We start from the raw sequence: 12,838 nt of genomic DNA on the forward strand, positions 1-12,838 counted from the left end.
AAGTAAAGAAGAAAGACGACATGAAAAACGATGAAGAGTTTCTCGCTGAAAAGCAACGTGAAACCGAAGCATGAACAGTAAAATGGAAGATTTGATTGCAAAACAACAAGAGGAGCTTGAACGTGTGTCAGGCATGTCGAGAGATGAAGCAAGACAAATCATCAAAAACGACCTTGAGAAAGAACTTGAACACGATTCAGCCGTTATGATCAAGTCGAACACCGAACGAATAAAAGAAGAATCGAACAAGAAAGCGAAAGAAATCCTTTCACTTGCATTGCAGCGTTTTGCTGCAGATCATGTCGCAGAAACGACTGTTTCTGTCGTGAACTTACCAAACGATGAGATGAAAGGTCGAATTATCGGACGCGAAGGTCGAAATATCCGCGCGCTCGAGACGTTGACAGGCATTGATCTCATCATTGATGATACACCTGAAGCCGTCATACTTTCTGGTTTTGATCCAATTCGCCGTGAAATTGCACGCACGTCTCTTGAGAGACTCGTGCAAGATGGGCGTATTCATCCGGCACGAATTGAAGAAACCGTTGACAAAGCAAGACGTGAAGTCGATGAACGGATTCGCGAGTATGGTGAACAAGCCACATTTGAAATGGGTATTCACAACTTGCATCCTGATTTGATTAAGATTCTAGGAAGACTTCGATTTAGAACAAGTTATGGTCAAAACGTGTTGAAACACTCGTTAGAAGTCGCGCACTTAACAGGCTCATGGCAGCAGAACTCGGAGAAGATGTAACGCTTGCGAAGCGTGCTGGGTTACTCCATGATATTGGAAAAGCGATTGACCACGAAATTGAAGGAAGCCATGTTGAAATTGGTGTTGAATTAACGAAGAAATATAATGAACATGCGGTAGTGGTGAACAGTGTAGCTTCTCACCACGGAGATACAGAAGCGACGTCGGTCATTGCGACACTCGTGGCAGCAGCAGATGCGTTATCAGCTGCTCGACCAGGTGCAAGACGTGAAACGCTTGAAACGTATATACGCCGACTCGAAAAGCTTGAGGAGATTGCAGAATCATTTGATGGTGTTGAAAAGACGTATGCCATACAGGCGGGTCGCGAAGTCCGCATTATGGTGAAGCCGGATCTCGTAGACGATGTGCTCGCTCATCGTCTCGCTCGTGACATTACGAAACGAGTTGAAAACGAATTAGACTACCCGGGTCATATCCGAATTACCGTAATTCGGGAGACACGGGCGGTGGATTACGCAAAGTAAAGCAGCACATTATGTGCTGCTTTACTTTTTTCTGAAAAAACATGCTGTACACTAGGCGTTTTAACACGTTTTTAAGCGGGTATAGTGTATCATCGCATGAAAAAAGGTGAGGTAACCGTGCGAATTTTATTTGTTGGTGACGTTTTTGGTCGCCCTGGTAGAACGATGGTCTCGGAATACGTTCCGAAACTAAGAAAAAAGTACAAGCCCCAAATGACGATCATTAATGGTGAGAATGCTGCAAGTGGTAAAGGAATTACGGAGAAGATTTATAAAGGATTTCTAGAAGCGGGAGCTCAAGTTGTTACACTTGGAAACCATGCTTGGGCACGGCGAGAGATTTTTACGTTTATTGATGATGCAAAGAAACTTGTTCGTCCGCTCAATTACCCAGAAGGCACTCCAGGTCAAGGAGTCGTCTCTGTTAATATTAACGGTCAAGAAGTTGTTGTCATTAATGCAATGGGGCGCACATTCCTTATGGATATTGATGATCCTTCCGAGCTGTAAGGAAAGAAGTAGAACTTGCAAAGAAACGCACACCTTTCGTTTTTGTTGATTTTCACGCTGAAGTTACGAGTGAAAAGCAAGCGATGGGTTGGTATTTAGATGGAATGGCAAGTGCAGTAATTGGAACGCACACGCACGTTCAGACCGCTGACGAACGAATTCTCCCAGGTGGGACCGCGTATCTTAGCGATGTAGGGATGACCGGTCCATATGACGGCATTCTAGGTGTTGACCGCGAACTGATCTTAGACAAGTTTTTGACCGCACTTCCTACTCGTTTTGAAGTCGCTGATGGGAGAACGCAGTTAAGTGCTGTCATCATTGATCTTGATGATACAACAGGAAAAGCGAAATCGATTAAACGTATATTGATCAATGACGATCACCCTTTTTATGAATAACTGAATTTTTTAGGTTCAAGGCATAGGAAGGCAACTGCTGCAATATAGTGGGATAACGGTGCCATTTAAAACCGATAGGAGGACAATTTCATGGAAGTATTAAAAGTATCAGCTAAATCTGTTCCGAATTCAGTAGCCGGTGCCCTAGCAGGAGTCATTCGTGAAAGGGGTGCAGCCGAGATCCAAGCCATTGTGCAGGAGCGCTTAATCAATCCGTTAAAGCAATTGCCATTGCAAGAGGATTTGTCGCACCAAGTGGGATTGACCTTATCTGCATTCCAGCCTTTACCGACATCGAGATTGATGGTGAAGAACGGACCGCCATTAAGCTTATTATTGAACCTAGATAATAAGAGTTGCAAAAAGCTTGGTGTTGTCACAACATCAAGCTTTTTGTTTTGCAAATGAACTACTGTAACAAATAAAGGAGAAGTTATCTGTGAATCAATTAGAAACAACCATTAATCGCATTGATAAAAAAGGATACAAAGCTTATAAAGACTTGTTAGGTAGCCATAAATACAACAACTTTACGTTGCACATTGATCACGTACAAGCAGACCCTTACGCAAGCCCGTCGCGCATTCGCGTACGTGTGCCTCTCAATAAATTAAAAGTAGACGAAACACACTACTGTGATGAGCGCTACGTTGCGTTTACCGATTGTCTCGCAAGAAGTGTTGATCGTGCCTTAAAGAAAAATGGCGTGCAAAAAGACGTGCAGATTGACTGTCCGAGTCAGCAAATTCTTGATCGTACAGCCGTAACAATCGATCAAACGGGTGTAGACGTAAGACTCTCACTGCATCTACCAGCGAGAGGGCGAACGATTTTAGGGAACGAAGCGAAGAAACGTCTTCTTAAGCAGTTGCCACAAGTCGTTGAAGACGGGCTATACAAGCTTGATGTAACCGCATTACAAACGCATCTTGAACTGTACGATGATCAAACGTATCTACGTCAATTCCTTCGAGATGAAAACGCAGTTGCTTTTATAGCAAACGGCTCGGTACTGCCAAGACAAAGTGGCGTGAGCGACCGTCCGAATGCGTCTGACGACGTAAAGCGATTTAAGAGCCGAAGAGTGATGAAGTAACCGTTACGCTTCCACATCACGGGAAGCTTAGCGGCATGCTCATTAAACGAGGGGTAACGGTAATTGTCGGTGGCGGTTACCACGGCAAAAGCACGTTATTAAAAGCGATTGAGATGGGCGTCTACCACCATATTAAAGGCGATGGAAGAGAGTTCGTAATTACCGACGACTTGGCGAGTAAAATCCGCGCAGAAGATGGAAGAAAAGTAACGAACGTCGACATTCGTCCATTCATTAATCAATTGCCGAACAAAAATAGCACCGAACATTTTTCTACGGATAATGCGAGTGGCTCTACGTCGCAGGCGACGAACATTATCGAAGCAATGGAAGCAGGTGCAAATACATTGCTCATTGATGAAGATACGAGTGCAACGAATTTCATGATTCGTGACTTACGGATGCAACAACTCGTCGCAAAAGAAAAAGAACCGATCACACCGTTTATTGATCGCGTACGTGATTTGTTTAAAACGAACGGAATCTCAACTGTTGTCGTTGTCGGAGGAAGTGGCGATTATCTAGAAGTCGCTGACAACGTCATCATGCTCGATGAGTACGAAGTGAAAAACGTTACCGAGCGTGCAAAAGAAATCGTCAACAACGAACAGAGCGAGCGGAAACGAACAACTGCGAACACGCTCGGGCAAATGAACGCCTCTAGAATGATTGACTCCCGTTCTTTTGATGCAAGACGAGGCAAGCGTGAAAAGGTGCAGGCAAAAGGGCTGAATACGATTATTTACGGCAAAGAAGACATCGACTTAGCCAGTGTCGAACAACTGATTGACCCGTCACAGACACGGGCGATTGCCCAGACACTTCAGTATTTAGCAACAAACTATGTAAATGACCAACGAACGCTCTCTGAGCTTCTCGATTTATATGAAAAAGACACCGAGAATCACTTAGATGCATTATCAACGTATCCGGGAAAACATCCTGGTGATTTTGCAAAGCCGAGACGACTTGAAGTGGCCGCTGCCATCAATCGTTTGCGTTCATTAAAGGTGAAACGTTAAAGCTCTTCAATTTGAAGAGCTTTTTCGTTTCAAAACGGTGACGATGGTTGTTTTATGACGCCTAAGCTTTATAATTTAGTCTTGTATGCACTGTAACATGGACGTAAGGGTAAGAAAGAAAGGGGATGGCTATGAGCGAGCAAAACCGCCGTCACAATGAGACCCATAAAAACGCTAACGATAAAGGGAATTCTCTAGATCATAAAGATTTTGGAAAATACTTCGATTTCTCAAACGCAACATTCGAGAAAAACGATGAAGGTAAAGATGTGATGAGAATCGGTGGTCGAAACATCATCGTAAACGACCCGCCGAACTACCGTAAAGGTCAACGTCGTAAGCGCAAGACGTGGAGTTTCATTATGATTTTAGTGTGCCTGAACAGATGAAACAAATCGGCATTGGCAAACGTTATCTCATTCGTACATATGGCTGTCAAATGAATGTTCACGATACAGAGAATATGGCAGGTATTTTAGAAGAGCTCGGCTTTACGAGCACAGACGATACGAATGAAGCAGATGTGATTTTACTCAACACTTGTGCCATCCGTGAAAATGCCGAAAACAAAGTGTTCGGTGAGATTGGTCACTTAAAGAGTCTGAAAGTTGAGCGACCAGAAGTCGTTGTTGGAATTTGTGGTTGTATGAGCCAAGAAGAAAGCGTCGTCAATAAGATTATGCAAAAACATAATCACGTCGACTTAATTTTTGGTACACATAACATTCACCGACTACCAGAACTTCTTCACGATGCGATTCTCGGTAAAGAAATGGTCATTGAAGTCTGGTCAAAAGAAGGCGACGTTGTAGAGAACATGCCGCGTAAACGCGCCGGCAAAACGCAAGCTTGGGTAAACATCATGTACGGCTGTGACAAGTTTTGTACGTATTGCATCGTACCGTACACACGAGGAAAAGAGCGTAGCCGTAAACCAGAAGACATTATTGCGGAAGTTCGAGAGCTCGCCCGCACTGGCTACAAAGAAATTACGCTCCTCGGTCAAAACGTAAATGCTTACGGAAAAGACTTAGAAGAGCCAAGTAGTTTAGGGAAGTTAATGGATGCGATTCGCAAAGTTGACATTCCACGCGTTCGTTTTACGACGAGCCACCCTCGTGACTTTGATGATGAGTTGATTCAAGTACTCGCCAAAGGCGACAACCTACTTGAACACATTCACCTTCCAGTTCAACACGGAAATAACGACATTCTCAAGTTAATGGGTCGCAAGTATACGCGCGAGCAATACGTTGATCTTGCCCGCCGTATTAAAGAGGCCATGCCTCATGCAACGTTTACAACAGACTTGATCGTCGGATTCCCGAACGAGACAGAAGAGCAATTCCAAGATATGCTAAGCTTAGTTGAAGAAATGAAATACGACAGCGCGTTCACGTACATTTATTCACCACGTGAAGGCACACCAGCCGCACGTATGGAAGACAACGTGGAGATGGACGTAAAGAAAGACCGTCTCCACCGCTTAAATGAAGTCGTAAACCGCCTATCTGCAGAGAGCAACGAGCGCATGCAAGACCAAGTCGTTGAAGTGCTCATTGAAGGCGAAAGCAAAAAAGATCCAGAAGTCCTCTCAGGTCGAACACGAACGAACAAACGAGTGAACGTGCGCGCACCAAAAGAGAAAATCGGACAACTCATCTACGCAAAAATCACTGAAGTGAAAACATGGTCGTTAGATGGAGAACTAGTAGAATACAGCGAGGTGCAGAACGCATGACAGAACCAAAGTACAATAAAGAAGACATTATGGCAAAAGCCCAAGAACTAGCACAAAAGATTACTGAAACAGAAGAAGTAGACTTTTTCATCCGTGCAGAAAAGCAAATTAACGAAAACGAAAAAGTACAAAGCATGATCGAAGAAGTGAAAGCAAAGCAAAAAGAACTCGTCAACTTGCAACACTACAAAAAAAGTGAAGCGATGAAAAAGACTCAACGCGAAATCAACCGCCTTCACAAAGAAATCGACGAGATTCCAATCGTACAAGAATTCAAACGCAGCCAAACCGAAGTAAACGAAGTGCTCCAACTCGTTTCATCAACAATTTCAAACGACGTAACTTCACACATCGAAAAAGCAAATAAATAGTAAGCGGAAAACAGACCTGATTTCAGGTCTGTTTTTTTGTTGGATGGAGCCCGGTGCAAGCGACGGGTAGCGTGTTGCAAGGCGCGGGTAGCGCGGAGCAAGCGACGGGTATCGTGGTGCAAGGCGCGGGTATCGTGGTGCAAGGCGCGGGTATCGCGGAGCAAGCGGCGGGTATCGCGGAGCAAGTCGAGGGTATCGCGTAGCAAGGCGCGGGTGCGGCGTAGCAAGGCGCGGGTAACGCGTAGCAAGGCGCGGGTAACGCGGTACAAGTTTATTCCTACTCCCCTTTTTTTGCTAAGGGAACGTAAACCGCGCCTCCTCCGCAGCACCACAATGTCCTCATTCCAAAAAAAGAGGCATACTTTCTTTGCAGAACGGGTAGAAAATAACTAAGCAGCAAAAAACTTGATTATAACTATTGTTTATTTAGAACGATTATAATATAATAATAGTTGTAAGAGAGATTGCGTGAAATACTTAAGGAGGCTATAACAATGGCTAAAAGACAAACTGCGAACATTAAAGGTACAAGCGCAAAGAACATGGAAAAAGAATTAAACGAACAACTGGCAAATTTACACGTCCTTTATATTAAACTTCACAACTATCACTGGTACATCAAAGGTCAACATTTCTTCTCGCTTCATGAGAAGTTCGAAGAGATGTATGACAAAGTGAAAGGTCACATTGATGAATATGCTGAGCAAATGCTTGTCGTTCAGGTGAAACCACTTGCTACGATGAAAGACTATTTGCAAGTAGCGACGATTGACGAAGCGACTGGCAACAAGTCAGAAGAAGAAATGGTGAAAGATTTATCTGAAGATCTTCAAAGAATGAGTGCAGATCTTTATGAAGTGATGGAGCAACTTGAAGACAAGCAAGCGATGTCTCTTGCTGATGCAATTCAAGAAATCGCTCGTGACTTCCAGAAAGACGATTGGATGCTACGCGCTTACTTGGACAAAGAATAAGTGTCTTAAAGAACCAGCCTTATGGCTGGTTCTTTTTTTTGTTTCGCCTAATAAGATAGGTGTAGAAGAGCTTCACGAAAATAATGAAAATGAATGTGCATGAAGTTTGCCTTTGCTCATACATATGTATAAGAAGAGGCATATTGGCGCCGGTATACTGAAAAAAGGGAGGAACGCGACGTGTCTGAACAACACTATCGTGAAATTATTACGAAAGCTGTTTGTGGAAAAGGTAGGAAATACTCAAAAACTACACACACGATTTGCCCTCAACATAAACCAACGAGCATCTTAGGGTGTTGGGTCATTAACCATCGTTACGATGCTGTTCGTAAAGGAGATAGCATCCAAATTAAAGGAACGTATGACATTAACGTTTGGTATTCCTATGAAAAGAATACGAAAACGGACGTTGCAACAAATACCGTTTCGTATCATGAAAGCATTCCGTTAAAAATGCGACCGGATGAACTGATTACCGATGAACTTGACGTAATTGCCCGCTCGACGAAGCAGCCTCATACGTTAGAAGCGTTAATTGCTGAAAACGGTACGGATGTGAACGTTGAAGTTGAAAAAGAGTTCGCCGCAGAAGTGGTCGGTGAAACGAAAGTGTGCGTACTCGTACACCCAGATAAAGAAGATGCCCACTATCAAGATGTGAAGTGGAGCGAAGAAGTGTCAGATCAAGAATTAAAAGATAGCATTGATCCGAAATTTCTAGAACGCCGACCGCCTCGGGAATTCGGGGGGAGAAAACGAGGCGAACGGGGAGAACGAGGAGAGCGAGATCGTTTTGAGCATTCTGAGCGTGATCGCTTTGAACACCATGATCGTGACCGCGATCGAGACAAAGACCGTGACCATCAAAAAGAAGAAAAATTCGAAGATAAAAAGAGCTAACCAGGAGGGCTTTCTCCTGGTTTTTCTTCGTCTAAAACGAACAATTTATGCTATAATTTGACCTAGTTCGCGTTAGAATGAGAGGGAATAATTGTGGCACAACAAACACCGATGATGCAGCAATATTTATCAATAAAGAGCGAGTATAAAGATGCGTTTTTTATTTTTTAGGCTCGGTGATTTTTATGAACTTTTTCATGAAGACGCCATTCAAGCTGCTCAATTACTTGAAATTACATTAACGAAAAGGGGAAAGGGCGACGACGCGATTCCGATGTGCGGCGTTCCTTATCACTCGGCAGAATCCTATATCGATAAAATTATAGAAAAAGGCTACAAAATCGCTGTTTGTGAACAAGTGGAAGACCCAAGGGAAGCAAAAGGCGTTGTAAAGCGTGACGTCGTGCGGGTTATTACACCAGGAACGGTGATGGAAGGACGAGCATTAAGCGCTGAAGAAAATCATTACATCGCTGCGCTAAGCTTTCATAAAGACAAAATCGCGTATGCGAAAAGTGATTTAACGACCGGGGAAACGGAAGCAGGCATCGTCACCGACGAGCTCGTTGAGCTTGAACGTGTGTTGTTCATTGATGGTATGAAAGAGTTGATCGTGAGCCACGACTACCCAGGTGATCTAAAAAGCTGGCTTAAGGCCGTGCCGTTTACGGTCTCATTTGATGATCAAGACACGATTCCAGAGCCACTTCAATCGTTGTATGACGGACAAGATGAAGCGATTGAAAAAGCAGTTGGACGAGTATGGTCGTATTTAAGTGAAACGCAAAAACGATCTCTTGATCATTTGCAGCCAGTAACCGTTAGAATGTCTCAACAATTTATGCAAATGGATGCCCATACGCGACGGAACTTAGAGCTTACGTCGTCGCTTATTGATCGCACGAAAAAGGTACGCTCTTTGGATTGCTCGACGAAACGAAAACCGCAATGGGAAGCCGTCGACTTCGTCGCTGGATCGAGTCACCATTGTATCATCAACAAGCGATTGAGCGCCGTTGGAACTTGTGAACAAGCTTAAAGATGAAATGCTTGAGCGCGTCAACATTCAAGATGCGTTGCAAAACGTTTATGACTTGGAGAGATTAGTTGGTAAAGTCGCCTACGGCAACGTGAACGCACGAGAACTTGTTCAATTAAAGCGCTCGCTGCAACAAGCGCCATCCATTTTTGAAGCGGTCAACAAGCTTGGCATCGAAGGACGTGCCGTAACAAAAGAAGCTGAGTTGTGTGAAGCGCTTGCCGATCACTTACAAAACGCACTCGTTGATGAACCGCCGATTTCTACGAAAGACGGAGGTATGATTCGTAAAGGGTTTCATGAACAATTGGACGAGTACCGTGAAGCCAATGAAAACGGCAAAACGTGGCTTAGCAATTTAGAGCGGGAAGAACGTGAAAAGTCGTCGATTAAGACATTGAAAATCGGTTATAACCGTGTGTTCGGCTACTATTTAGAAGTGTCTCGTGGGCAATCACACCTCGTTCCTGATTACTTTGAGCGTAAACAGACGTTAACGAATGCGGAGCGCTACGTCACTCCTGAACTAAAAGATATGGAACGAAAGATTCTCGACGCGCAAGAGAAAATGGAGGTTCTTGAGTACGACTTGTTCGTGCAGATTCGTGAAACGACAAAAGCTCAAATTACGAAAATCCAACAACTCGCGAAAGTGATTTCTTACATCGACGTCTTGCAAGGATTTGCGGTTGTGAGCGAAAACCGACGCTTTACACGACCGACGTTTACCGATGATCGTACGTTAAACCTCGTAAACAGTCGTCACCCGGTCGTTGAAGTGACGATCCCTGCCGGCGATTACGTCGCAAACGACGTGCACTTGCACGAAGAACGGGAAATGTTACTCATTACAGGTCCGAACATGGCCGGAAAAAGTACGTACATGAGGCAAGTGGCGATCATCAGCATAATGGCGCAAATCGGCTGCTACGTGCCGTGTGACACCGCACAATTGCCGCGATTTGATCGGATTTTCACACGTATCGGCGCCGCTGATGATCTTGTGAGCGGTCAAAGTACGTTTATGGTGGAGATGGTTGAAACCGAATATGCGTTAAATCAAGCGACGAACAATAGTTTAATCTTGCTCGATGAAATCGGTCGGGGGACGTCGACGTATGATGGCATGGCTTTAGCGCAAGCGATTATTGAATTTATTCATGAACGGGTGCGAGCGAAGACGTTGTTTTCGACGCATTATCATGAATTGACGGTACTCGAAGAGGAGTTAGAGACGCTTGATAATGTGCACGTAAAAGCAGAGGAAGAAGACGGTAATGTTGTCTTTTTGCATCGTGTAGAAGCAGGGCGTGCGGACAAAAGTTACGGCATTCACGTCGCGAAGCTTGCCTCGTTGCCGACTGAAGTGACTGACCGTGCGGAAACGTTATTAAGAACGTATGAAAGTGAACAACCAACAGCACCGGTTCAAGAACGAACCGAGCCGATGCCAGATGAACAGTTAACGTTGTTTGAAGAACCGAAGCGAGCGGAAAAAGTGAAAGAACCGAAACCGACGACAGATCGTGAGCTTGCTCAACTGAAAGAAGAACTGCAACAGCTTGATGTCCTCCATTTAACGCCGTTTGAAGCGTTAGAGAAACTGTACGAATGGCAACGAAAATTGCGTTAAGAAAGTGTGAGTGCAATGAATACAATCATTCAACTGGACGAACATTTATCCAATAAAATCGCCGCTGGAGAAGTTGTCGAGCGTCCCGCATCCGTCGTTAAAGAATTGCTCGAGAATGCCATTGATGCGGGTAGCACTGAAATTGACGTTGCAGTCGAAGAAGGTGGCCTGTCGTCGATTGTGATCATCGATAACGGTCACGGTGTACCAGAAGATGAAGTGGAGCTCGCTTTTTTACGCCATGCAACGAGTAAAATCAAAAAAGAATCCGACTTGCACCGCATTGAAACACTCGGCTTTCGAGGGGAAGCGTTGCCGAGTATCGCGTCAGTAAGCAAACTAACGATTGAAACGAGCGCAAATGGCAATGCAGGTGTTGAGTTGACGTATCAAGGTGGACGATTGATTGGAAGAGCGAAAGCAAAGGCACGGCAAGGTACGAAGATAGCAGTCCGGGAGCTGTTCTTCAACACCCCTGCGCGCTTAAAGCACGTCAAAACAATCAACACTGAACTCGGGAAAATTACCGATATTATGAACCGAGCTGCGTTGTCACGGCCAGACATTTCATTTCGCTTTACCCATAACCAAAAGCAAATGCTGTTCACGAATGGTCGAGGTGATTTGCGTCATGTGATGTTTGCAATTTACGGTAAGCAAGTGATGGAGAAGGCACTTCCGATCCATCATGAGACGCTTGACTATACGATTACAGGGTTCGTCATTGAGCCAGAAGTGAACCGGGCGAGCAGACATTATATGAGCACGTTTATTAATGGTCGTTACATCCGGCACTTCCCTTTAGTCAAAGCGATTGAACAAGCGTACTACACCCGTTTGCCGTCGCACCGGCATCCGATTGTCGTTCTGTCCATTGCGATGGACCATTCTCTCGTTGACGTGAACGTTCATCCGTCCAAATGGGACGTGCGACTCAGTAAGGAAGAGGCGCTTTTAAAAGAAGTCACCGAAAGCATTGAGCGCCGCTTAGCACGCGAAACACTTATACCTGAACAAACGTCAAATGATGTCATAAAAGAGAAGACACCAGTATTTGAAGAAACTCCACTGCCGTTGTCTTATTCAGAGAAACAACCTGTTCGAGAAACCGTTGAAGAACCCGTTCAATCACACTACGAAGTTGAATCGATCGTTAAACAAGAACCGAACGTCGACGTGCCAGTGGAACGTGTAGTAGCACCTACACCTACGCCACAACCTGAGCCTGAAGTAAAGGAAGAACAACGAGAAGAAGAGCCTACCGAGCGGATCCCGCCCCTTTACCCGATCGGACAATTGCACGGCACGTACATTTTGGCTCAAAATGATCGGGGCTTGTACATGATCGACCAACACGCAGCGCAAGAGCGGATTTATTACGAAGAGTTTCATGCGTTGTTGTATAAGAAAAATCGAGACGTGCAAGAGTTATTAATTCCGTTCGTGATGGAATTTACGAACGATGAAATTATTCATATTGAGCAGTTGCAAGAAGACTTTCAATCGATTGGTTTGTATATGGAGCCCTTCGGGCAACAAGCGTACCGTGTGAGTGCGCATCCGACATGGTTCCCGAAAGGTCAAGAAGAAGAGACGATTCGTGAGCTGACGAATCAAGCGCTTGAGCTTAAGAAACCAGATGTTGTCGCTTTACGTGAAGAAGCAGCGATTCTCATGTCGTGCAAAGCGGCAATTAAAGCCAATCGCCATTTACGAAATGATGAACTTCTAAGTCTCATTGAGCGTTTACGTGCCTGCGAGGAGCCGTTTACGTGTCCTCACGGACGGAATATTTTCGTACATGTGACGACGTATGAACTTGAGAAAATGTTTAAACGTGTCATGAATTGACAAATCGTTCCTTGATTGTCACATGCTCGTTGTTTAAATGATTTGTTCT

The 12,838-nt window shown here is 44.6% G+C and carries 5 protein-coding genes and 6 pseudogenes; all 11 read left to right on the forward strand.

Going from position 1 to position 12,838, the window contains the following annotated elements:
• Positions 1 to 1,248 (forward strand): annotated as a pseudogene (gene rny / locus JCM19038_RS12815) (ribonuclease Y); the annotation flags it as partial.
• A gap of 117 nt (positions 1,249 to 1,365) precedes the next feature.
• Positions 1,366 to 2,159, forward strand: a pseudogene (locus JCM19038_RS12820) (TIGR00282 family metallophosphoesterase).
• Between the two features lie 90 nt (positions 2,160 to 2,249).
• A pseudogene (locus tag JCM19038_RS12825) lies at positions 2,250 to 2,509 on the forward strand (stage V sporulation protein S).
• A gap of 89 nt (positions 2,510 to 2,598) precedes the next feature.
• Positions 2,599 to 3,848: pseudogene (locus JCM19038_RS12830) on the forward strand (P-loop domain-containing protein); the annotation flags it as partial.
• A gap of 72 nt (positions 3,849 to 3,920) precedes the next feature.
• A complete protein-coding gene (locus JCM19038_RS25525) occupies positions 3,921 to 4,277 on the forward strand; it encodes a hypothetical protein (RefSeq protein WP_373903018.1) in 357 nt (118 codons plus the stop codon).
• Between the two features lie 131 nt (positions 4,278 to 4,408).
• Positions 4,409 to 6,018: pseudogene (gene miaB, locus JCM19038_RS12840) on the forward strand (tRNA (N6-isopentenyl adenosine(37)-C2)-methylthiotransferase MiaB).
• A complete protein-coding gene (locus tag JCM19038_RS12845) occupies positions 6,015 to 6,389 on the forward strand; it encodes a RicAFT regulatory complex protein RicA family protein (RefSeq protein WP_042418660.1) in 375 nt (124 codons plus the stop codon). Before miaB ends, JCM19038_RS12845 begins: the two are co-directional and overlap by 4 nt.
• Positions 6,390 to 6,883: 494 nt before the next feature.
• Positions 6,884 to 7,363: a DNA starvation/stationary phase protection protein gene (locus JCM19038_RS12850; RefSeq protein WP_042418663.1), complete on the forward strand. Its 480-nt coding sequence runs from the start codon at positions 6,884 to 6,886 to the stop codon at positions 7,361 to 7,363.
• A 180-nt stretch (positions 7,364 to 7,543) separates the two neighbouring features.
• Complete coding sequence (gene cotE / locus JCM19038_RS12855; RefSeq protein WP_081831789.1) at positions 7,544 to 8,266, forward strand: outer spore coat protein CotE; 723 nt, start codon at positions 7,544 to 7,546, stop codon at positions 8,264 to 8,266.
• Positions 8,267 to 8,359: 93 nt separating this feature from the next.
• Positions 8,360 to 10,938 (forward strand): annotated as a pseudogene (gene mutS / locus JCM19038_RS12860) (DNA mismatch repair protein MutS).
• A gap of 15 nt (positions 10,939 to 10,953) precedes the next feature.
• Positions 10,954 to 12,789, forward strand: coding sequence for a DNA mismatch repair endonuclease MutL (gene mutL, locus JCM19038_RS12865; RefSeq protein ID WP_042418667.1), 1,836 nt, complete (start codon positions 10,954 to 10,956; stop codon positions 12,787 to 12,789).
• Positions 12,790 to 12,838 lie beyond the last annotated feature (49 nt).

The sequence above is a fragment of the Geomicrobium sp. JCM 19038 genome (assembly GCF_000698125.1).
In the GTDB taxonomy this organism is placed as follows: domain Bacteria; phylum Bacillota; class Bacilli; order Bacillales; family Marinococcaceae; genus Geomicrobium_A.